Source organism: Microtetraspora fusca (assembly GCF_001570365.1).
Classification (GTDB): Bacteria; Actinomycetota; Actinomycetes; order Streptosporangiales; family Streptosporangiaceae; genus Microtetraspora; species Microtetraspora fusca.
This window is the reverse complement of the sequence record NZ_BBYK01000056.1, coordinates 114,672-136,083: the sequence shown is the minus strand read 5'-3', so window position 1 is coordinate 136,083 and position 21,412 is coordinate 114,672. Positions and strand designations below refer to the sequence as shown.

Genomic DNA, 21,412 nt, shown 5'->3' with positions numbered 1-21,412 from the left:
GCTTCGCGCTCGTCCGAGCGCGATGGAAACCGATGGGCGTGATCCGGGGCGCCCCGCGTCGAGAGGCGGCTCAGAGGCGCGGAATCAAGGAGCGGGAGGACCGGGGAGCGGGACGGGGACGCTCTCGTCGACAGTGCGGACGCCCGCCCGCAGCGGGTAGAGCAGGAAGCAGCCGAACGCCACCGCCAGCACGATCAGGGGAACCCCGCCCAGCATCAGCCGGACGCCGGTCACGACGGAGCCGGGCTGGACGGCCGCGCCCGCCTGGTAGCCGGACCGGGACAGCACCACGCTGATGATCACCGCCTGGAGCGACACCGCCCAGCGGACGATGAACCCGTTCATCCCGAAGTACATCCCCTCGCGGCGGGCGCCCGTCCTGCGCTCGTCGTCGTCGATCACCTCGGCGAGCAGGATCTCCAGGAGGACCAGCATCCCGGCGATCCCCACGCCGACCGCGGCCCCGGCGACGGCCGCGAGGACGAGACCGCCGACGAAGAGGAACGGCACGAGGGCCACGCCGTACACGATGATCGCGGCGAGGACGGCGCGGCGGGGGCCGATCCGGGTGGTGACCCGGCTCCAGACGTAGACGAGCGGGATCGCGGTGACGAACACCGCGCCCAGGATGACGGTGTTGGCGGAGTCGGGCTCGCCAAGGGCGTACTTGGTGAAGAACGGGATGCCCGCCTGGAGCAGGGCGAAGGTCAGTTGCAGCAGGAAGCTGCCCAGGACGTACGTGACGAACGCCCGGTTGGCGAGCGTGTAGCGGATCGCGGTCAGGAACCCGAAACTCTCGCGCTCGGTCCGGACCCGCTCGACCGACCCGCGCAGCGACAGCGCGAAGAAGGCGAGCGCGACGACGCCGAACGACACGCCCATCGCGGGCCACCCGATGAGCCCGTACAGCACGGGCGCGGCGGCGACTCCGACGATCATGCCGACGATGGCGAACATCTGCCGCCAGGACGCGGCGGCGGCCCGCTCGGCGATGGTGGTGAACATCTCGGGGAACAGCGCCACGTAGTTCAGCACCACGACGACGAACAGCACGTCGTAGACGAGGACCGCGATCAGGAAATACCAGAAGCGGGCGGTTCCGCCGTCCACGAGCGGGATCCAGATCATGGTGAACGCCGCCGCCAGCGGCGCCATCCCGATCGCGATGTACGGCACCCGCCTCCCCCAGCGGGTCCGCGTACGGTCCGAGACGTGCCCCACCAGGGGGTTGAGCAGCGCGTTCACGATGCCGTGAATCACCATGGCGACGCCGATCAGCGCCGGATCGACGCCGAGGTGGTCCACATAGTAGAAGGTGGCGAAGGTCGCGAACGCCTGGGCCAGCAGGTTGACCGACAGGTTGCCCGCCCCGTAGGCGAGCATCCGGGCGCGGCCGGTCATCGCGACCTCTGCAGGTCACGTAGGTCTGACCAGCCGATCAGCCGGACGCCCTCCTCCTCGACGGCCCGGCGGACCTCCGGATCGGTGAAGAGCCGCAACTCCATGGCACGCTTCGCGTGGTGCGGCATGATCTGCCGCAGCTCGCCGGTCTCCTCGAACGGGTGAATGTAGATCTCCGTCACGCCGGGCCGCAGCGCCCGGATCAGCCCGATCATGTCGTTCTTGACGCTCTCGTACGTCTCGCCCTCGGCCAGCTCGAACGGCAGCGTCCAGAGCCGGTCGAGGATCACCACCCCCGCCGCGTCCGCCGCCTCCGCCCGCGCCGCCGCGATCGGCTCCAGGTCCTCGGGCAGGCCCATGCCGTCCAGGGTCCTGGGCAGCCGGAACGGCAGGCCGTGCTCGGCGCACGCCTTGAAGACGACGTCCAGGAAGTCCCTGCCGGTCACCAGTCCGTACAGGCTGCCCATGTGGTTGTCCGCGTGCGAGGGGTCCAGGCCGAGGGTCACGGCCCTGCGGATCTGGGCGGCGATCTCGGCGTGGACCTCGTCCGGATCGGCGCGTTCCTCGACCGCCCGGCAGTCGGCCGGGAAGTACCCGGCCTCGTCCGCCAGCGAGGACACCACGCGGTCGCGGGTCACCGGCCCCCACCGGTAGCCCTCCCACTCGCTGGTGAAGGTCAGGTGGACGCCCACGTCGTAGCCACCGGCGACGGCCGCGCGGATCGCGTCCGGGGCCCACGGACACGGGGTCATTACGGTCGCCGAGCTGATGGCGCGGGCGGCGAGCAGCGAGGTGATGCCGGTGTTGGCCGCCCGGCACATGCCGTAGTCGTCGGCGTTGACGATCAGCAGCCGGTCGTCCGCCCGGGCGCCGAGCCGTTGTGCGAGGTTCACGTGGTGTCCTCTTTTCCTGGAGCCGCTTTCCTGGAGCCGCGCGGTCGCCCGGCGGAGTCGGTGTCGTACGGCCGGCCTCCGGGGTCGGCGTCCTGCGGAGGCGCGCCCGTGGCGGCGGCGAAGGCGCGTTCCCTGGCGTGGTGGCGGGCGAGCCAGGCCGCACCGCGCAGGACGGCGTCCTCGGGCACACCGCTCGGGATGACCGTGATCGGCAGCGGGGCGGCGTCCCTGGCGAGGTGGTGGCGGACGCGGCCGAGCAGCAGGTCGGCGTTGGCGCCGACCGCCCCGCCGAGCACGAACAGCTCCGGCTCGATCACCAGGGCGATGGAGGCCGCGACGTGGGCGATCCTGCGGGCGGTGGCGTCCACGACCGCGAGCGCCCTCTCGTCGCCGTCCCTGGCGCTCTCGAAGAGCTCGCGGGGGGACGGCCTGCCCGCGATGCCGGCCGCCCTGGCCTGCTCGGCGATGCGCCGGGCGCCGAGCACCTCGGTGCCGAGCTCGGTCGCGGGGTGGGGCAGGAAGCCGACCTCGCCCGCTCCCCCGGCGAACCCCCGGTGCAACCGGCCGCCGAGCACGATCCCGGCGCCGAGGCCGACGCCGACGCCGAGCAGGACGAAGTCGCCGACGTCCGCGCACGCACCGAACCGCTGCTCGGCGACGGCGGCGAGGTTGACGTCGTTCTCCAGGAGCAGCGGCATGGGGAGCCCGCGCTCGATCGCCTCGACCAGCCCCTGGCCGCCCTGCGGCAGGCCGTACGCCCGTCTGATGCCGCGGCCGTCGCGTCCGACGATGGCGGGGACGCCGATGACGGCCTGTCCCACGGCGGCCAAGCCGGTGCCGGCCCGTTCGGCGCACTCGGACGCGAGGGCGGTCACCGCGTCCGCCAGCGCGGCGGCGTCCCGTCGCGGCGCGGGGGCCTCCGCGCGGGCGAGGACCTCTCCGGCCGCGTCCACGACGGCGACGCGGACCCGCAGGTGCCCGATGTCGACGCCGAGCCCGAACGCGCAGCGGGGGGCGACCCGGTAGAGCGTCGCGGCGGGCCCCCTGCGAGCGGTGTCGGTGCCCGCCTCGTCGACGACCTCGCGCGCGACGAGCTCGCGCAGCGCCTGGGCGACGGTGGTCTTGGACAGGCCGGTCGCCCTGGTGATCTCGGGTCGGCCCAGCGGCCCCTCGCGGTCGATGACGTCGAGCACGGCGCGCGCGTTGATCGACCGGAGCAGGCCCTGCGGCCCCGCGAGGTAGTCGCCGCCCAACGCTCACCCTCCGTCCCGGCGCCGAGTAGGTCGGAAACTTTCCTACTCAGGGTGAGCGCATTTCTATCCCATGGGCGGCCCCGCGACAAGGGGGTCCCGCACAGCCTGACCGCGACCCTCCGCCAAGCCGTCGGCGAGCGCGTCACTCCTCGGCGGGGGGCTCCTGCTTCAACTGGAGAGCGGTTCAGCCCCCGACGTAGTCCTCGGCCAGGGCCGTGAGCTTGGCCTGTCCGGCCTTTCGAGTGGCTGCCGAACTCAACGCCGGACCAAGAAAGACGCTCGGCTGGGATACCCCAGCCGAGCGTCTCGCCATGCTTCTCGCCGCCAGTAACTGATCAGTGTTGCGACGGCCCCCTACGCCTTGGCTGCGGGACGGCCCAGGGCGCGCAGCTGGTCGACGCTCAGTGCCGAGACGTTCTCGTCGATGGGGTCCTCGGTGTACTGGTGGATGGCCCAGCTCTTCCAGTCGGCGGGCGGCGTCACGGTGCCCTTCGCCTTGCTGTAGTGGGCGACCCAGAGCGGGTATTCGGCCAGCCCGCGGCCGTAGGTGTCGGCGAAGTTCCACCCGCTGTAGACCATCGGCGTGGCGCCGGTCTTCGCCTTCACGTACGCGAGCCAGGTCTTGGCCCATTTGTTCACGTGCGCGACGGACATGCCGTCGGTCGCCTCCAGGTCGAGCACGAGCAGGTCGCCCTGCTTGCTGGGCTGCGCGTTCACCACGGCGAGGAAGTGCTTCGCCTCGGCGATCGGGTCGTTGGCGGGGTGCGCGAAGTGGTAGGCGCCGCGCACGATGCCCTTCTCGTCGAGCTGCTTCCAGTTCCGGGCGAAGGTGGCGTCGCGGAAGGTCAGGCCCTCGGTGGCCTTGATGATGCCGAACTTCGCGGGGCTGGCGTTCCAGTCGTGGTCGGGCTCGTGGTTGGAGATGTCCTCGCCGTAGATGAGCGGGGCGGCGGCGGCCTTCTCCTCGGCGGCGGCGGGGACGGGACGGTCCGGCGTGGCGTGCGCCGGCCCGGACAGGACCAGGGCGGCCGACGTGGAGACGGCGGCCAGCAGCCCGGCGGTGGACGTGACGCGAAGGGTACGACGAAGGGACATCGGGTTTCTCCTACGGGGGGCATTGAGGGGAACTGCCTGGGATCAGTGCTGTGTGGGGGCACGCGGAGTGCCGTCGCGCCCGCTCCTCGCGACCCGCGGCGGGGCCGGCGACCGCCCTGAGACCCGCCGAACGGTGAGAGCCACCGGGGTTTCGGGCAGGCGGGAGCCCGGGAGGTGAGAGTGCGAGAACGGCGCTGAAAGCGAGGTCAAGGGGGCAGGCCTGCAGACCGTGCGCGAGGACGGGATCCTCGGGGTCGTCAGGCGGCGCCTTCCGGCAGCGCGTCAGGCGAGGGTGCCGCGCGCGCCGTGACAGGTCCGGCCAGGGGGCTTCGGACGAGGGGCAGGCCGATGCTCGGGCATGAAGGGGTACTCCTTCCTTCCACACCGCCTACCGGGTTAGCTGACGGGTTCGGGCTGGCAGGTGCCCTACGGCACGCCGCGTCGGCGTGCCGATTCACCCCGGAGGTGGGTCCCCGGTTCCGCTCGTGGCGGATTCGGCGGCCGCGCGCCGTCCCGGCGGGAGGATCCCCACCGGCCACGCGCGGTCCTGGTACGAGGCCGCGGCACGGTAACGATGACGTACCGCGGCAGTGCCCTAAAGGTACCTAATCCGACATACAGCAATAAATAGGACAGATAATTTTTTACCTTCCACCTGACATCGCCGTCACGATCGAGTCAGGTGGGCGTCGCCTCGCTGGATCCCCGGGGACCGTCCAGCCGTCCCGGAAGCAGCCGTGGCCCGCTCGCCATCGCCTTCTTCCGACCTTCCGCCGCCGGCGCGGGATGCGCGCCGACCGCCGCGGCTTCAGCGCGTTGTGAGGCTCACACCGACGATCTTGGCGAGGAAGCGGTCGATCTGCTCCTCCAGGGGCGGCAACGCGAGACCCGGTTCGTTCACCCGGATGGACACGGCGCCGTGCACGGCCGCGCGTAGGTCGAGCGCCACAGTGGCCGCGTCGGCGGCGGGCGCGAGGCCGGCGTCCATGCACCGCTGAACGGCGGCGCCGGTGCGCGCGGCCAACTGCTCCTTGAACACCAGATGCATCCGCCGGTTCAGGGTGCTCTCGTGCAGCACCTTGTAGAGGCCCGCGTGGTCGCGGACCCAGGTGGCGAGGTAGAGCAGGCGCGCTCGCAGCTGGGCCACCGGGTCGCCGCATGCCGACTCGGCACCATCCAGGTCACGCATGAGGTCGAGGGTGCACTGCTCCAGGGCCGCGAAGACCAGGGCGTCCCGGTCGGAGAAGTGGATGTAGACGGAGGTCGCCGCGATGCCCACCTCGCGCGCGACGGCGCGCAGGGACAGCGCCTCATCGTCTCCCAGCTCGTTCAGCATCCGCAGGGTGGCGCCGACGATGTCGCGGCGCAGCCGTTCCCCCTGGCCGCGCGGGTTGCGACCCCGCGCCGAAGAGATCGAAGAGGTCGTGTCCATGGCTCGCATTGTATTGCAACGATCGTTGCCCTACAGTCGTAGCGCTACAGTCGTTCACCTACAGCTGTTCACTCAAGGAGACACATGGATCTCGAGCGGAACAAGCAGACCGTCCTGGCCTTCTACGAGGTGGGCCTCAACCAGAAGGACTTCGAGGCCGCGTCGAAGCTCATCGGCGACCGGTACGTGCAGCACAACCCCAAGATCGCGGACGGGATCGAGGGCTTCGATGCCTTCCTCGGACAGCTGCGGAAGGACTTTCCCGCGCTGCGCGCCGAGGTCAAGCACCTCTTCGCCGACGGTGACTTCGTCATCGCGCATGTGCACGGCGTGCGGGTGCCCGGGCAGCTCGGCACGGCCATCGTCGACATCTTCCGGCTCGACCGGAACGGCAAGATCGTTGAGCACTGGGACGTGATGCAGCCGATCCCGGAGGCCGCAGAGAACCAGAACGGGATGTTCTAGCCGTGACCACCACAAGCAGGTACACGCGGCCTCCCGATAGCGCCGCCCCGCCCGATCCCCGGCGCTGGTGGGCGCTGGCCGCGGTCGCGACGGCGCAGCTCATGATCGGCATCGACATGACGATCATGAACATCGCGCTGCCTTCCGTGCAGCGCGACCTCCATCTGTCCGACCCGACCCGCCAGTGGGTGGTCACGCTCTTCGCCCTGGGCTACGGTGGCCTGCTGCTGCTCGGCGGGCGGCTGTCCGATCTGGCCGGCCGCAAGCGGACCCTGATGGTGGGTCTGATCGGGTTCGCCACGGCCTCGGCGCTCGGCGGCGCCGCCACCGGCCCGGCGATGCTGCTCACCGGCCGTGCCCTGCAGGGCGTGTTCGGCGCTCTGCTCACTCCGGCGGTGCTGGCGACCCTCGCCGCGACGTTCCCGGCCCCCGCCGAGCGCGGCAAGGCGTTCGGCATCTACGGCACCGTGATGGGAAGTTCTTCCGGCCTGGGCGTGCTGCTGGGCGGAGTGCTCACCGATTACCTCGACTGGCGCTGGTGCATGTACGTGAACCTGCCGATCGCGGCCCTGGCCGCGATCGGGGTGTCGCGTGCTGTACGGCCCGTGCCACGCGTTCCCGGTGTGCGCCTCGACGTCACCGGGGCGCTCCTGGCCACCGCCGGCTTGATGGCGCTGGTCTTCGGATTCGCCCGGGCCGAACCCGACGGGTGGGACTCGCCGTACACCTTCGGGCCGCTGGTCGCCGGAGCCTTGGCGCTGGTCGCGTTCGTACGGGTCCAGGCCCGGGTCAAGGGGCCTCTGCTCCCCTTGCGGGTCGTCCTGGACCGCCGCCGCGGCGGATCGTACCTGGCGGTGCTCAGCCTGGCGGTGGGCATGTTCGCCGCGTTGTTCTTCTTGACCTTCTACCTGCAGGACGTGCTGGGCTATTCACCTGTCCGGGCGGGCCTGGGCTTCCTGCCGTTGACCGTCGGCCTGATGGTGGGAGTGCGGGCGGTCGGCCCGCTGCTGGCTCGAGTCCCGGTCCGGTGGCTGCTGTGCCCCGGGCTCCTCACGATCGCGTCCGGGCTCGCCCTGCTCGGACTTCTTCGGACCGACAGCGGCTACTGGCACGCCCTCCTGGTGTTCCTGCTGGTGGGGCTCGGCACGGGGTGGGTGCTGGTCACCGCCAACAGCACCGCGACCCTCGGCGCGGGTGCGGACAGCGCTGTGGCAGGAGCCATGGTGATGACCTCACAACAGGTCGGCGCCTCCCTGGGCACCGCGCTGCTCAGCACGATCGCCGGGACGGCCGCGGCCCACTATCACCACCACGAGCCCGCGGAGGCCGTCGTCCACGGCTTCAACGTGGCGAGCCTCGGCGCAGCCGGCTTCCTGTGCCTGGCCGCGCTCGTGGTCTCCCTCATCACTCGTCCTGGCCGGCCCTAGCGAGGGGGATCCTCGCCACCGGCCGCAGCAGCAGTGGGAGGAAGGTCCAGCGGATCGGAGCGCCCGGACGGGCTTCGACGTCCCGGACAATGGCGGGAGCGCGGTGGCGATCGCCACCGCGCTCCCGCGCGTACGTGTACGGAGGGTCAGGTGAGCTGTTCGAGGGCGATCTCGAACGCGGTGCTCGCCACTCCAGTCGGCTCCGGCGAGCGCTCGTGGCACTTCCTGATCGCCGACTCGATGGTGGCCGACACGTCGGCGAAGATCGCCTCGTCGGAGACGTCCACGCCCTCCCGCATCAGAAGGGCGAAGGTGCGGGCCATGCCGCTGTTGGCGATGAAGTCGGGCACGACCGCGACGCTCTTGTCGGCGTGCTCGTACGTCGGGCCGTAGAAGATCTCGGTGTCGGCGAACGGCACGTTGGCGCCGCACGCGATCACCTCCAGGCCGCGCGCCGCCATGCGGTCCACCTGCTCGCGGGTGACGAGCCGGGACGCCGCACAGGGCAGGAAGACCTCCGCGCCGACGTCCCAGACGGCGGCGGCGATCGCCTCATACGGCATCATCCCGGGGGCGCGCAGGGTGTTGCCGTCCTTGGTGAGGAACAGCTCGCGCACCTCGTCGAGGCCGTAGCCGGCCGGGTTGAGGAGCCCGCCGTTGCGGTCGATCACACCGACCACCCGCGCGCCGGCCTGGGCCGCGTAGTAGGCGGCCGCGGCGCCGACGTTGCCCCACCCCTGGACGATGACGCGCTTGCCCGCGATGTCGCCGCCGTAGACGGCGTAGTAGTGCCGCACCGACTCGGCCACGCCCCACCCGGTGATGAGGTCGGCGATCGCGTAGCCGCCGGAATGTCCGGCCGGGGCGGGCGTGTAGCGGGCGTCCTCCACGACCTTGCCCACGCCGAGGCGGAGCCGTCCGACCCGTCGCACGAGATCCCGGTCGGTGGCGTCGTAGTGGCCCCTGACCACGCCCTCCTGCGGGTGCCACAGGCCATGGCTCTCCGTGATGGGCACGACCTCGCGCACCTCGTCCACGTTGAGGTCGCCGCCGGTGCCGTAGTACGTCTTCAGCAGCGGGGTGACCGCCTTGTACCAGCGGCGCAGGACGTCGTTCTTGCGGGGGTCGCGTGGGTCGAAGTCGATGCCGGACTTCGCCCCGCCGATCCGGGGGCCGGAGACGGTGAACTTGATCTCCATCGTCTTGGCCAGCGACACGACCTCGTCACGGTCGAGCCCGGGGCGCATGCGGGTCCCACCGCCCGCGGCGCCTCCCCTCAGCGAGTTGATCACCACCCATCCCCGGGCCGGGGTCTCGGGATCTCTCCACTCGAAAACGATCTCCGGCGCCCGGTTCTCGAACCGGGTGAGCAGATGCTTCATATCCTGTTCCTGCTTCGGTAGGAGTCTGGTGATCAATCGGGCTCGCCGGTCGCGGCCGGGCGGCCGTCGCGCCCGCGGGCGCGACGGCTCGGGATCGCTAGAGGTTCCCCCGCCGGTCCTGCTCACGCTCCAGCGCCTCGAACAGCGCCTTGAAGTTGCCCTTGCCGAAGCCGAGGGAGCCGTGCCGCTCGATGAACTCGAAGAACACCGTGGGCCGGTCGCCGATCGGCTTGGTGAAGATCTGCAGGAGGTAGCCGTCCTCGTCGCGGTCCACCAGGATGCCGCGCTTCTGCAGCTCCTCGACCGGGACGCGCACCTCACCGATGCGGGCCCGCAGCTCCGGGTCCTCGTAGTAGGAGTCCGGGGTGTCGAGGAACTCGACACCCTCCTCCCTCAGGAGGTCCACCGTACGCAGGATGTCGTTGGTGGCCAGGGCGAGGTGCTGGGCGCCCGGCCCCCGGTAGAACTCCAGGTACTCATCGATCTGGCTCTTCTTCTTGGCGATGGCCGGCTCGTTCAGCGGGAACTTCACCCGGTGGTTGCCGTTGGCCACGACCTTCGACATCAGGGCCGAGTACTCGGTCGCGATGTCGTCGCCGATGAACTCGGCCATGTTGGTGAAGCCCATCACGCGGCGGTAGAAGTCCACCCACTCGTCCATGCGGCCCAGCTCGACGTTGCCCACGACGTGGTCGAGCGCCTGGAAGAGCCGCTTGGGCGCGCCCGCACGCTTGACGTAGGACGAGGTCCGCTCCACATAGCCGGGCCGGTACGGGCCGTTGTAGCGCGAACGGTCCACCAGGCTGTGGCGGGTCTCGCCGTACGTGGCGATGGCCGCGATGCGGATCGTGCCGTGCTCGTCGGTGACGTCGTGCGGCTCCTCGACCACGGTCGCGCCCTGGGCGCGGGCGTGCTCGACGCAGCGGTCCACGTCGGGCACCTCGAGCGCGATGTCGACGATCCCGTCCCCGTGCGCGCGGTGGTGGTCGTGCAGCGGGCTGTCCGGCGCGACGCCGCCCTTGATGACGAACCGGATGGCCCCGCTCCTGAGCACGTACGCGTGGTGGTCACGGTTGCCGGTCACCGGGCCGGAGTACGCCACCAGCTCCATGCCGAGGGCGGACTGGAAGTAGTGCGCCGACTGCGTGGCGTTGCCCACCACCCATTCGATGGCGTCCCATCCGGTCACGGGGAAGGGGTCGGTGGAGTCGTCGTAGGAAACCAGGCCCACGAGCTGCTTCAGCTCGTCGAGGTTGAGTTCGGCCAGGCGTTCCTGGTCGGTGAGGGTCTGCTGGATGCTCACGATCTCCTCCAATGGCTCGCTGCCTCCCCAAAAACGGGCGGACTTCGCATATGTGAACGCATGGGAAAGTGGCTGCGCAAGAAGCCGAGAAGTCGCTATTCGATCTGCCATGTATGTCGGGCGGCATCGCGGTTTCGCTGTACAGATTGCCCACCCCGCGACGACACCTCGGCGGAGGCGCATCAGGTTCCGCATCCGTCAGGGGCGCAGGGCCGGCAACCGGCGGCGGCCGGTGGGCGTCGAGCCGTTCACCGGTCAGGCGGTGCGGCGGGAGCGGGCCAGAGCGAGCCCGCCGAGGAGCATGGCGATCAGTCCCACCACCAGGGCCATGAAGCCCCCGACTATTCCGTAGCCGGTGCCGGGACCGCCTTCGGCGAGGGCCACGACCAGGCCGCCGACGACCACGCCGGCCAGCCCCGCCGCGAGGGCCACGACGGCCCCCCTTCTCCCGTTGCCGGTGCCGATACGACCGGCGGAGCGGGCCAGAGCCAGCCCGCCGATGACCACGCCGGCCAGCCCCAGCAGCGCGCCCACCAAGGACCAGAGACGCCCGGCGGTCAAGTCGTAGGCGCCGACGTCGGCCGACTGGGCCAAGACGTGCGCGGCCGCCGATTCGGCACGTCCGAAACCTCCGAGCAGGGCGGCAAGGGGGTGATGAACGGACATGAGGTGCTCCTTCTTCTCCTACGACGGGACGTCGCCCGATCATGTCCGCCGGACCCGCCGCCGATCGTCCTGCCGAGGCGGGCAATTCGCGCTGCCGCCGAAGCCGTAGCCGGCTGCCGCGGACGCCGCAGGAGCCGCGAAGGTACCGCGAGTGCGGTAGGCGGCCGATCATCCGTGCGCAGGAGTCGCCCGCGCGAGCATCCGGCTAAGGTGCGCGCATGAGCACAGGACGGTCCGGTGTCCGGGCACGTGTCATGGATTGCGCGATCGCCGTCGGCGTGGCGGTGACGCTGCTGGTCACCGGGCTGTCCGGGCAGCACTCCGCGACGTACCTCGGCCTGCTCGGCTACGCGCTCCTGGCGGCCGGCGGCCTGGCGCTGGTCGCGCGCCGCCGGACTCCGGTTCTCGTCCTGGCCGTCACCGGGCTGTGCACGGTGGGTTACCAGGCGGCCGGTTTCGACGTGCCCGCCGTCGCGTACCTGTTCGCGGTGTACGCGGCCATGCGGGCGGGACACCGCATCGTCACGGTGGCGGCGAGCGCGGCCATGCTGGCCTCTCTCCCGCTCGCGGCCCTGGCCTCGGGCCTGCACGAGACGGGCGAGGCGTTCGCGCAGGCCCGGGGCGCCCTCGAGATCGCCTGGCTGATCGCGGCCGGCGCCGCGGGCGAAGCGCTGCGGCAGGCCGAGCGGCGGGCGGACGAGGCCGAGCGCACGCGGGAGGAGACCGCGCGCCGCCGCGCCGACGAGGAACGGCTGCACATCGCACGTGAGCTGCACGATTCGCTCACCCACCAGATCTCGGTCATCAAGGTGCAGGCCGACGTCGCCGTCCACGTGGCCCGCAAGCGCGGTGAGCAGGTGCCGGAGGCTCTGCTGGCGATCCAGGAGGCCGCTCGGGAGGCGATGCGGGAGCTGCGGGCGACCCTGGAGGCGCTCCGCGACGACGACACGACCCCGCCGCATGGCCTCGACCACGTCGCGGAACTGGTGCAACGGTCGCGGACGACCGGTCTGGACACGACGCTCACGATCGAAGGACAGCGATGCGACGTGCCGGCCGCGGTGGAGCGGACCGCCTATCGCATCGTCCAGGAGTCGCTCACCAACGTCGCCCGCCACGCCGCCGCCACCACGGCCTCGGTCCGGATCGACTACCGTCCGAGCGCCCTCGCCGTACGCGTCGACGACGACGGCACGGCCGCGCCGGGCGCCGCCCCGACGCCGGGCATCGGACTGCTCGGTATGCACGAGCGCGTCACCGCCCTCGGCGGCCGCCTGCGTGCCGAACCCCGCGACGGGGGCGGCTTCACCGTCCAAGCCGAGCTTCCCGTGGACCGAACGTCATGATCCGTGTCCTGCTGGCCGACGACCAGCCGCTCATTCGCAGCGGATTCCGCGCGCTCCTCGACCTCGAAGACGACATCGAGGTGGTGGCCGAGGCCTCCGACGGGAAGGAGTGCCTGGCTCTGGTCAAGGAACACCTGCCCGACATCGCGCTCGTCGACGTCCAGATGCCGGTCGTCGACGGCATCGAGGCGACCCGGCGCATCGCCGCGGACCCGGCCCTGGCCGGGGTGCACGTCGTCATCCTGACCAACTACGGCATGGACGAATACGTCTTCAACGCACTGCGCGCCGGCGCCGCCGGATTCCTTGTCAAAGACATCGTGCCGGAAGACTTCCTCCACGCCGTGCGCGTCGCCGCGCGCGGTGACGCCCTGCTCGCACCGTCGATCACCCGCAAGCTGATCAACCGGTACATCACCGAGCCGCTCCACACCGATGCCGGCACGGGGCTGAAAGAGCTGACCAACCGTGAACGCGAGGCCGTCGTCCTGGTCGCGCAGGGCCTGTCCAACGACCAGATCGCCGACCGCATGGTGATCAGCTCGCTGACCGCGAAAACCCATATCAACCGGGCGATGGCCAAGCTCCATGCCCGTGACCGCGCCCAACTCGTGGTCCTCGCCTACGAATCCGGCCTCGTCGTCCCACGCACCTCCTGACATTCACGCGACATCTCGGTCCGCGCTGCTCGCGGGCACCGAACCAGCCGTCCCACGCCTGCTCCGGAAATGCCATGAATTCATTCCGTTAATTCGCCAAATAATTCCAACATGCTAGGTTCAGGGCATTACAGCAGGTGAATAAGCATGAATTCATTCCGACGGGAGAATCATGGAGTCGCTGGTCGTCGAGCGGGTGGAAACGTTCGTCGTGGAATTGCCGTCCATCCGGTCGTTCAGCATTTCCGGAGGGAGCGTCACCACGGCGGGCAAGCCCACGGAACGAGTGCTGGTCAAGGTCACGGCCGGCGACCGGACCGGCTGGGGTGAGGCGACCCCGACGCCCTCCTGGACGTACGAGACCGTGGAGTCGATCTCGACGACGATCCACCGCTACCTCGCCCCCGCGCTGATCGGACGGCGGGCGTGGGATCTGGACGGCGCCTGCGCGGCCTACGAGAAGGTGATCAACCGTGGCCTGACGATCGGCTCCCCCATCGCCAAGTCCGCGCTCGACATCGCGCTGCACGACCTGCTCGGCCGGGCCCTCGGCGTCTCCGTCGGCGTGCTCTGGGGCCAGCGCCGCCTTGACCGGATCAGGCTCGGCTGGATCGTGGCCGGCCAGACCCCCGCCGAGGTACGGCAGGCCGTCGAGGAGGGGCGAGCGCAGGGCTACCAGGCGTACAAGGTGAAGGTGGGCCTGCACGACGAGGCGACGGACGTCTCGGTCGTGGCGGCGGTCAGGGAGGCGGCGCCGGACGCGCCCATCTGGGTGGACGCGAACCAGGCCTACACCGTGGACGGCGCACTGCGCATGGCGCGCAGGCTGGCCGACCTCGACGTGTCGGCGTTCGAGCAGCCGCTGCCCGCCAACGACGTCACCGGCCTGCGCCGGCTGCGCGACCACAGCCCGCTTCCGGTGGCGCTGGACGAGAGCCTGCGCCACCCCTCCGACCTGGCCACGTTCGTGAAGCTCGACGCGGTGGACATCGCGATCGCCAAGGTGCAGCGCTCTGGCGGGCTCACGCTCTCGCGGCGGCTGTGCCAGCTCGCCGAGGACGCGGGGCTGCGCATCATGGGGTCGGGGCTGACCGACACCGATCTCGGGTTCGCCGCCTCGCTGCACCTGTTCGCCGCGTTCGGCGTGGACACCCCCGTCGATCTCAACGGGCGGCAGTTCGTCCACTCGGCGTACGTCGGGGGCACCACGGTGGAGGTCGTCGACGGCACGGCCCTGGTGCCGACAGGGCCGGGCCTCGGCGTCGAGGTGGACGAGGACGCGGTCCGCTCCCTCGCCTCGGCGCACTGGGTCGCCTGACCGGGAGACGTTCGGGGGCGGCCGGCACGTCGCGGCATAGCAGGTCGAGGTTCCGGGGCGGGTTCAGCCGGCGGATGGAGTGCGGGAGCCCGCCTCGGGCGAGGGCGTCCCGTCGAGGTGGTCGCCCGCCAGCAGAGCCTCGGCCGTCGTCGTACGGGCGTAGAGGATGTACCGCCCGGTGCGGTGCGCAGTGCACAAACCGGCGTCGCGCAACGCGGTGAGGTGCTGGTTGACGCCGGGCTCGGAGAGCCCGACACGCAGGGCCAGGTCGCGGGTGGAGGCGGGTTGGTCCAGCTCGGCCAGCAGACGTGCCCGCGTCCTGCCGAGCACGGCGGCCAAGGCCCGCGGCGGCTCCAGTCCGCGACGCTCCCAGAGCGTGCCGATGCCGCGCGGCGAGTAGCGGACCGTGGGCTGGTACGGCGGGGTCGTGACGGAGAAGACCTGCGGCCAGACGAACACGCAGGGCACGAGCAACAGCCCGAGACCGCGCAGTGAACGGGTCCCCGACACGTAGCGGTGTTCCACGCGCAGCGTGCCGTCGTGCCAGGTCACGCTCGGGTCGAGGTCGGTCAGCATGCGCTGCGCGCCACCCTCCGCGAGGAGCTTGGCGCGGTAGAGGATCTCCCCTTCGAGCAGGGACCTGAGCCGCGGCCAGTACGGGGCGATGGCCGCCGCCCAATAGTTCTCCACTTCCTGCGCCAGGCGTTCCAGGCCCTTGCCGGGGTCGGCGTAGAGGGCCTCGACGCGCTTGGTGCGGGGGGTGCCGGCGTCGTCCAGGTCGGTGCGGACCCGGTCGGCCGCGGCCCGCATCGTGGCCAGCTCCAGTTCCAGGTCGGGGATGGAGGTGGCGGGCGGCGTGCAGGTGAAGCCGGCGATCGAGATCGTGGGCACCGGTACGAGATCCGACAGCAGGCGCCAGTCCACGTCCGCCAGGCGCCGCCGTACCTGCTCCGCCCAGGGACGCAGCAGCGGGTGGGCCGCGGGGTTCTTCACGACGCGGACGCTCGCGACGACCTCGCCGAGCGGGGAGACGGCGAAGCGGATGTTGGCGATGTCGCGGGTGGTGAACGTCAGCTCCAGCGTCATGGATTCGCTTCTCACTTAATCGGTGGCCCTTTGAGCGACATGTCAGCATCTTTGCGGCATGACGGCAACACAAGTGGAAACTCCCCTGCTGCGGCTTCCCGACTTCCGCAACCTCTACGTCGCGGGAACGATCAGCCAGGCAGGCAGCCAGATCAGCTACGTGGCGCTGCCGCTGCTCGCGGTCACCGCGCTGAGCGCGGGCCCCGCCGAGGTCGGCCTGCTGAGCGCGCTGAGCACGCTCACGGTGCTCGTTCTCGGATTGCCCGCCGGCGCCTGGGTGGACCGGGTCAGGCGGCGTCCCGTGATGCTGGCCACCGACCTGGCGCGGGCGCTCGTCCTGTTCTCCGTACCGGTCGCCTGGTGGGCGGGGTGGCTGTCCATGGCGCAGCTCTATCTGGTGGCCACGCTGGTCGGCGCCGGAACGCTGTTCTTCGACGTGGCCTCGTTCAGCCTCGTGCCGGGCATCGTCGGGCGAGACCGGCTGACATCTGCCAACTCGCTGCTCGTGGGCACGAACTCGGGCATGGACGTCGCGGGGCGCAGCCTGGCGGGCGTGCTGGTGCAGGCGGCCGGAGCGCCCGTGGCCATCCTGCTCGACGCGCTCAGCTACCTGTGGTCGGCCGCCTGGCTGCGCCGCGTCCGGGAGCCGGTCCAGGCGGCGCCCGACACACCGCACCCGCCCATCGCGCGGCAGATCTCGGCCGGTGTGCGCTTCGTGTTCGGCAACCCGGTGCTTACCGCGGCCCTTCTCCAGGGCTCGATGGCCAACCTGGCGTACCCGCTCTGCTCGGTCCTGCTGCCCGTGCTCATCGTGGATCGGCTCGGGCTGCCCGAATGGGTGGTCGGCGCGTACCTGGCGGCCGGCGGCCTCGGCGTGCTCGCGGGGTCGTCCGCCGCGCACCTGCTCGGCCGCCGCCTCGGCACCGGCCGGGCCGTGTGGATGGTCGGTCTGGTCACCTCGCCGGCGGCGTTCGTGATCCCGTTCCTCGACCGTGGACCGTCGCTGTGGGCGGCGACGGCAGCGTGGTTCGTGCTGACGTTCCGGACCGGAATCAACAACGTGCTGCTCGTCAGCCTGAGGCAGCGCGTCACGCCCGACGAGATGCTGGGCCGGATGACGGCGACGATGCGCCTGCTCCTGATGGGCTCGGTCGGACTCGGCGGGCTGCTCGCCGGGGTGCTCGGAGAGCTGTGGGGGGTGCGGGCGCCGATGTGGCTGGGCACGCTGATCCTGGCGCTGAGCTGGGTGCCGATCCTCTTCTCGCCGCTGCGCCGCGAGCCGTGAGCTACAGGCGGTCCACGCCATACATGTGGAACTACCCATCCCAGATCGAGGAGTTCGCCGCCGCAGAGGCCCGGTACGGACTCGGCGGTGTCCTGGCGTCGCTGCCGTGCCGGTACGTCAGCCACCCGTGGAAGATCATGGCGGCCGAGCACAAGCCGCTCCAATTCCGAATAGCCAAGCGCGTCGGGTTCGAGATCCCCTCGACGCTGATCGCGAATCGACTCGCTGACGCCCACGTTCCCTGGTTCCGGACTGTGCGGTATTCAAGGGTGCTTCCAGCTCGAGCCCGGTCATCGTATGGTTATCGCATGTCTACCAAACCCATCAGCGTCACCATCGACGAGCAGCTGCTCGAGTACGCGAACGCCGAAGTTGCGGCCGGGCGGGCCCGGTCGGTGTCAGCCGTGGTCAACGCCGCCCTGGCCCGGGTGGCCGAGGCCGACCGCGCGGCCGATGCGGCGGTGCGCGCCGCGGTGCAGGCTGTGCGCTCGGACCCCGGCGCCTCGGCGAAGGTACGGCGGATGACCGACCGCCTGCTGGCGCAGTCCGACGTGCGCGCCGCCGGGTGAGCCCGCGCGGGTACGTCCTGGACGCCACCGTGGTGTCGGAGGTCGCGCGGGGCGATCTGCCGCTGATCACGATGCTGTTCGAGCTGGACGAGCGCGGGCTGCAGCTGGTGGTGCCAGCACTGGTGGTATCGGCGGTGGCCGCGGAGATAGGCGGCGGTGACGAGGCGACGTATCTACCGGCGGTGCGGGGCATCGCCCGCCTGGAGCACGGGGCGTACGGGCCGCTCGTCGGGTTCGACGACGCGCTTGAGCTTGGCCACACGGCCGCGGCGATGGGCGACAAGCGGCTGTGGGAGGACGCGCACACGGCCCTGCTGGCGCGGCAGGAGGGCGCGGTCATCCTCACCCTGGATGCCGGCCGCTGGTCGGAGCTGGAGCTGGACGGCGTGCAGGTCGCCGAGATCGCTGACCCCGAGGAGTAGCCGGGGCAGCGGAAGGGGGCCGGTCTGAGGTGACCGGCCCCCTTCGTCGTTTGTATGACAGTTGTGTCAAGGTTGCGGTGGGCCTGTGGAGCGTGCCATTACGATCTCCTTTCGCACATCGCATGGGATCGGGGCGACCTGCGGTGAAGCGCCAGGGATAGACGGAGGATTCGCATGTCCAACCCGTACGATCAGCAGCCCATGACGCAGCCCCAGGGCTACCCGCAGGGGTCGGCCAGCCGCATGGGTACGGACCGCCCCAGGGGTACGGGATGCCGCCGGGCGGCGGGCATCACCCCCAGCTGATGCGCAACGGGCTCGGCGTGGCCGCACTGGTGCTCAGCATCGTCGGGGCCTTGTCTGGGCTCATCCCGCTGCTGTTCTGGCTCGCCGGCACTCTCGGCCTGCTCGCGGTCATCTTCGGTTTCGTCGGCCGCTCGCGCGCCAGCAAGGGGACGGCGTCCAACGGCGGGGTCGCCCTGTCGGGTGCCATCGTCGGCCTGGCCGCCCTGGGGCGCGCGTCGTGGGGGCTGGTCATCACGGTTAACGCCACGAAGGACGCGGTCACGGCGATCGACCAGGCGCTGTCGACTGACCCGGTGGCCAGGGCGACGAAGAGCTCGGCGCCGAAGCCGCTCGCGTTCGGGAAAGTGGCCAGCGAGCCTCCATTCGCGCTGAAGATCCTTTCCGCCGAGCGGGCGAAGACCGTGAGCAGTTCGATCGACAATCACACAGCGCAGGGCAGCTGGGTGGTGGTCAAGGTCCTGGTGAAGAACACCGGCGACGGCCCGGCCCAGTTCGACGGGATGGACTCGGGGCTGCTGGACGCCGACGCCAAGCAGTACAACGTCGACAGCAGCGCGACGATCAGCCAGAACCTGGAGAACAGCGCGGGCATCTACGACAAGATCAACCCCGGCCAGAAGGTCACCCGGACGCTGGTGTTCGACCTGCCGGAGAAGACGACGCCGCGGGTGATCGCCATGTTCGGGTCTGAGGGGTCGAACGGGGCGTTCATGTACCTCCAGTAGGCGGGGAAAACGAGAGGGGCCGGTCGGCAGCACGCCGAGCGGCCCCTCTTGGTGTTCCCGTTTACGCCGCGCCGTACTCGGGTGGTTGGCTGGTCGACCAGGCCAGCAGGTCGTGGGCGTGGCTGCCCCCCGACGGTGACGGGGTGGATCTTCCGGCAAGGTGGCACGCTGCGGCTGTGGGATGACGTTGAGTCGGCCATCAGCGGGTGGCGAAAGGCGTCATCACCGCCTCAGCAAGCGTTCCGCATGCGCATCACCAGGGGCGAGCAGGTCGTGTACGTGCCCGGCGCGCCGACCTGCGCTGGGTCCTTCCAGGCTGATCGGCGACGCCAAGGCGGGGGCGGTCAGCGCAGCCAGTCGTCCAGGTGGGCGGCGACGAAGTCGTCGTCGACCAGCCAGGGATAGGCGGCGCGCACCCGGGCGATCTCCTCGGCCTGTCCCGGGGACAGCCCCTCGTTCGGGTCGAGGCACCAGGTGCCGGCCAGGAGGCCCTGCCCGCGCAGCACCTCGTGGACCCCGGCGATGCAGCCGTGGAAGCCGCCCGCCACGTCGAAGACGGCGCCGTTGGCGTCGGTGAGGTCGGCGGCGCGGGCCAGCAGGGAGCGCAGGACCTCGTCGTCCCCGGCCCAGGCCCGCCGTACCTCCTCGAACATGAGCACCGCCGAGCGGGTCCACACCGCCCACTGACCGAGCAGGCCGCCGACGACGCGGCGTCCCTGGACCGGCGTGAGCAGGTCGGCCAGGATGTTGTCGTCGTTGCCGGTGTAGAGCGCGATGTCGTCACCGCGCCCGGAGGCGGCGACCGCCCTGACCACGTCCACCGTGCGGTACCGGTCGAAGGGCGCCATCTTGATCGCGACCAGGGACTCCTGCTCGCTCAGCGACCTCCAGAAGGACGGGCTCAGCCTGCGGCCGCCCACCGCCTCCTGGAGGTAGAAGCCGATGACAGGCAGCACCTCGCCTACCGCCCTGGCCCGCTCCAGCAGCTCCGGCTCGCCGGCGCCGGGCACCTTCGGCGACAGCAGCACGGCGTGGTAGCCGAGCGAGGCCGCCAGCTCCGCCTCCGCGACCGCCTGGGCGGTGTCCCCGCACGCTCCGGCGACCATGACGAAGGGCCGGTCGGCCTCCTTCGCCACCACCTCGGCGGCGATCTCCAGCACCGGCCTGAGCAGCCCCACCTCGCGGATCTCGAACTGCGTGGTGTGGACGGCGACGGCCGCCCCGCCCGCGCCCGAGGCGAGGTAGTAGCGGGTGAGCGCGCGCTGGCGGCGCTCGTCCAGCGTGCGCCGCTCGGTCAGCGCCAGCGGGTGGGCGGGGATGACCGTCCCCTCCCTGAGCAGGTCGATCGACATCTCAGAACCTCCCGTCGCGGACCGCGAACTTGGTCGGCTTCCCCGACAGCGGCAGCCCGCGCGAGAGCCAGTCGGCCTGCCAGGCGATCAGCGTGTCCAGCGGCACGTCCGGATAGCCGAAGAGGCCGTGGCAGCGGGAGGCGTCGTTCAGCAGCGCGGTGCCGCTCTCCCTGCCGGTGAAGGTCGCCTCGACGCCGAGCGCGGCGGCCAGGCGGGTCGCCGTACGCCGCACCGAGGCCGTCTCGGGCCCGGTCAGGTTGAGCGTGAACGCCTCCGGATCGCGCGCGTGCCGCAGCGCGCGCAGCGCCACCTCGTTCGCGTAGCCCTGCCACACGACGTTGACGTGGCCGGTCGTGACGTCCACCGGCTCGCCCGCCGCCAGGGCGGCGGCGATGTCCGCGATCACGCCGTAGCGCAGATCCACCGCGTAGTTGAGCCGAAGGATCGCGACCCGGGTGCCGTAGGTCGCGGCGGCGTGCTCGAAGACGCGCTCCCTGCCGAGGCAGCTCATCGCGTACTCGCCGACCGGATCGGGCCGGTCCTCCTCCGCGCTGCCGCCGGAGGAGACGTCCACCAGCGGGTAGACGTTGCCGGTGGAGAAGGCGGCGATCGCCGAGTCGCGGTAGCGCCGCGCGACGGCCGCGGGCAGCGCCGCGTTGACGGCCCAGGCCTGGTACGGCGCGGCCGACGTGCCGAACTTCGCGCCGACCATGAAGACGACGTTCGCCGCGTCGGGCAGCTCGGCGAGGTCGCCGCCGCCCATCAGGTCGTGGCGCACCACGTCGATGCCCTGCTCTGTCAGAGCTTTGGCCGCGGCCTCGTCCGACCAGCGTGACACCGCGTACACGCGGGCGGAGCCGCGTCCCGCGGCGTCCAGGGCACGCCGGGCCAGCCGGACCAGGCTGGGCCCCATCTTGCCGCCCGCGCCGAGCACGACGAGGTCGCCGTCCAGCCGGCCCATGTCGGCGACCAGCGCGGCCGACGGGGTGGCCAGCCGGTCCTCGAGTTGCTGTTCAGAGGTGAACAT

Annotated in this window: 21 protein-coding genes and 1 riboswitch; of the genes, 10 read left to right on the top strand and 11 right to left on the bottom strand. The window is 71.1% G+C overall.

Features of this window, described 5'->3' with window-relative positions; all coding sequences use genetic code 11:
• Positions 1-84 precede the first annotated feature (84 nt).
• From AWQ68_RS25580 to AWQ68_RS25560, 5 genes are all read right to left on the bottom strand, one after another.
• Positions 85-1,401: an MFS transporter gene (locus AWQ68_RS25580; protein ID WP_066944488.1), complete on the bottom strand. Its 1,317-nt coding sequence runs from the start codon at positions 1,399-1,401 to the stop codon at positions 85-87.
• A complete protein-coding gene (locus AWQ68_RS25575; RefSeq protein ID WP_066944486.1) occupies positions 1,398-2,294 on the bottom strand; it encodes a polysaccharide deacetylase family protein in 897 nt (298 codons plus the stop codon). Before AWQ68_RS25575 ends, AWQ68_RS25580 begins: the two co-directional genes overlap by 4 nt.
• The gene (locus tag AWQ68_RS25570) at positions 2,291-3,547 is read right to left on the bottom strand and encodes an ROK family transcriptional regulator (protein WP_066944484.1); all 1,257 of its coding nucleotides are present in this window, start codon (positions 3,545-3,547) and stop codon (positions 2,291-2,293) included. The genes AWQ68_RS25575 and AWQ68_RS25570 overlap by 4 nt, the downstream gene beginning before the upstream one ends.
• Before the next feature lie 354 nt (positions 3,548-3,901).
• Positions 3,902-4,642 carry a glycoside hydrolase family 25 protein gene (locus AWQ68_RS25565; RefSeq protein WP_066944482.1) on the bottom strand — a complete coding sequence of 247 codons (741 nt, stop codon included), beginning with the start codon at positions 4,640-4,642 and terminating at the stop codon, positions 3,902-3,904.
• Positions 4,643-5,012: 370 nt separating this feature from the next.
• Positions 5,013-5,152, bottom strand: a riboswitch (cyclic di-AMP (ydaO/yuaA leader).
• 298 nt (positions 5,153-5,450) lie between these two features.
• Entirely contained in the window at positions 5,451-6,074 is a 624-nt protein-coding gene (locus AWQ68_RS25560; RefSeq protein ID WP_218007026.1) for a TetR/AcrR family transcriptional regulator, read from the bottom strand.
• Positions 6,075-6,158: 84 nt separating this feature from the next.
• On the opposite strand from AWQ68_RS25560, the gene AWQ68_RS25555 reads away from it, so the two are divergent.
• Together AWQ68_RS25555 and AWQ68_RS25550 are read left to right on the top strand one after the other, a co-directional pair.
• The gene (locus AWQ68_RS25555; protein WP_084464392.1) at positions 6,159-6,539 is read left to right on the top strand and encodes a nuclear transport factor 2 family protein; all 381 of its coding nucleotides are present in this window, start codon (positions 6,159-6,161) and stop codon (positions 6,537-6,539) included.
• A gap of 2 nt (positions 6,540-6,541) precedes the next feature.
• On the top strand, positions 6,542-7,966 hold the full coding sequence (locus AWQ68_RS25550; protein ID WP_066944477.1) for an MFS transporter: 1,425 nt from the start codon (positions 6,542-6,544) through the stop codon (positions 7,964-7,966).
• 146 nt (positions 7,967-8,112) lie between these two features.
• On the opposite strand, the gene AWQ68_RS25545 is transcribed toward AWQ68_RS25550, so the two are convergent.
• The 3 genes from AWQ68_RS25545 to AWQ68_RS25535 form a co-directional block, all read right to left on the bottom strand.
• Complete coding sequence (locus tag AWQ68_RS25545; RefSeq protein WP_066944475.1) at positions 8,113-9,348, bottom strand: Glu/Leu/Phe/Val dehydrogenase dimerization domain-containing protein; 1,236 nt, start codon at positions 9,346-9,348, stop codon at positions 8,113-8,115.
• A 97-nt stretch (positions 9,349-9,445) separates the two neighbouring features.
• Entirely contained in the window at positions 9,446-10,651 is a 1,206-nt protein-coding gene (gene hppD / locus AWQ68_RS25540; RefSeq protein WP_066944568.1) for a 4-hydroxyphenylpyruvate dioxygenase, read from the bottom strand.
• A 255-nt stretch (positions 10,652-10,906) separates the two neighbouring features.
• Complete coding sequence (locus AWQ68_RS25535) at positions 10,907-11,317, bottom strand: DUF6223 family protein (protein ID WP_066944473.1); 411 nt, start codon at positions 11,315-11,317, stop codon at positions 10,907-10,909.
• Positions 11,318-11,535: 218 nt separating this feature from the next.
• On the opposite strand from AWQ68_RS25535, the gene AWQ68_RS25530 reads away from it, so the two are divergent.
• From AWQ68_RS25530 to AWQ68_RS25520, 3 genes are all read left to right on the top strand, one after another.
• A complete protein-coding gene (locus tag AWQ68_RS25530) occupies positions 11,536-12,663 on the top strand; it encodes a sensor histidine kinase (protein WP_066944471.1) in 1,128 nt (375 codons plus the stop codon).
• Entirely contained in the window at positions 12,660-13,322 is a 663-nt protein-coding gene (locus tag AWQ68_RS25525) for a response regulator (RefSeq protein WP_066944469.1), read from the top strand. Before AWQ68_RS25530 ends, AWQ68_RS25525 begins: the two co-directional genes overlap by 4 nt.
• Before the next feature lie 172 nt (positions 13,323-13,494).
• On the top strand, positions 13,495-14,640 hold the full coding sequence (locus AWQ68_RS25520; RefSeq protein ID WP_157545699.1) for a mandelate racemase/muconate lactonizing enzyme family protein: 1,146 nt from the start codon (positions 13,495-13,497) through the stop codon (positions 14,638-14,640).
• Positions 14,641-14,703: 63 nt separating this feature from the next.
• Here AWQ68_RS25520 and AWQ68_RS25515 read toward each other — a convergent pair whose 3' ends face one another.
• A complete protein-coding gene (locus AWQ68_RS25515) occupies positions 14,704-15,726 on the bottom strand; it encodes an ArsR/SmtB family transcription factor (protein ID WP_066944464.1) in 1,023 nt (340 codons plus the stop codon).
• Positions 15,727-15,784: 58 nt separating this feature from the next.
• Between AWQ68_RS25515 and AWQ68_RS25510 the strand changes: the two genes are divergently transcribed.
• The 5 genes from AWQ68_RS25510 to AWQ68_RS25495 all read left to right on the top strand — a co-directional run bounded on the left by AWQ68_RS25510 (position 15,785) and on the right by AWQ68_RS25495 (position 19,033).
• Positions 15,785-17,011, top strand: a complete 1,227-nt coding sequence (locus AWQ68_RS25510; RefSeq protein ID WP_066944462.1) for an MFS transporter — start codon at positions 15,785-15,787, stop codon at positions 17,009-17,011.
• 308 nt (positions 17,012-17,319) lie between these two features.
• Positions 17,320-17,580, top strand: a complete 261-nt coding sequence (locus AWQ68_RS25505; RefSeq protein ID WP_066944460.1) for a type II toxin-antitoxin system ParD family antitoxin — start codon at positions 17,320-17,322, stop codon at positions 17,578-17,580.
• Complete coding sequence (locus tag AWQ68_RS25500; RefSeq protein ID WP_066944458.1) at positions 17,577-18,002, top strand: hypothetical protein; 426 nt, start codon at positions 17,577-17,579, stop codon at positions 18,000-18,002. Before AWQ68_RS25505 ends, AWQ68_RS25500 begins: the two co-directional genes overlap by 4 nt.
• 174 nt (positions 18,003-18,176) lie before the next feature.
• On the top strand, positions 18,177-18,308 hold the full coding sequence (locus tag AWQ68_RS45795) for a hypothetical protein (protein ID WP_281217732.1): 132 nt from the start codon (positions 18,177-18,179) through the stop codon (positions 18,306-18,308).
• Positions 18,308-19,033: a DUF4190 domain-containing protein gene (locus AWQ68_RS25495; protein ID WP_066944457.1), complete on the top strand. Its 726-nt coding sequence runs from the start codon at positions 18,308-18,310 to the stop codon at positions 19,031-19,033. Before AWQ68_RS45795 ends, AWQ68_RS25495 begins: the two co-directional genes overlap by 1 nt.
• A gap of 344 nt (positions 19,034-19,377) precedes the next feature.
• Here the strand turns inward: AWQ68_RS25495 and AWQ68_RS25490 are convergent, their stop codons facing one another.
• Both AWQ68_RS25490 and AWQ68_RS25485 read right to left on the bottom strand, forming a co-directional pair.
• On the bottom strand, positions 19,378-20,385 hold the full coding sequence (locus AWQ68_RS25490; RefSeq protein ID WP_066944456.1) for a dihydrodipicolinate synthase family protein: 1,008 nt from the start codon (positions 20,383-20,385) through the stop codon (positions 19,378-19,380).
• A 1-nt stretch (position 20,386) separates the two neighbouring features.
• Positions 20,387-21,412: an NAD-dependent epimerase/dehydratase family protein gene (locus AWQ68_RS25485; protein WP_066944454.1), complete on the bottom strand. Its 1,026-nt coding sequence runs from the start codon at positions 21,410-21,412 to the stop codon at positions 20,387-20,389.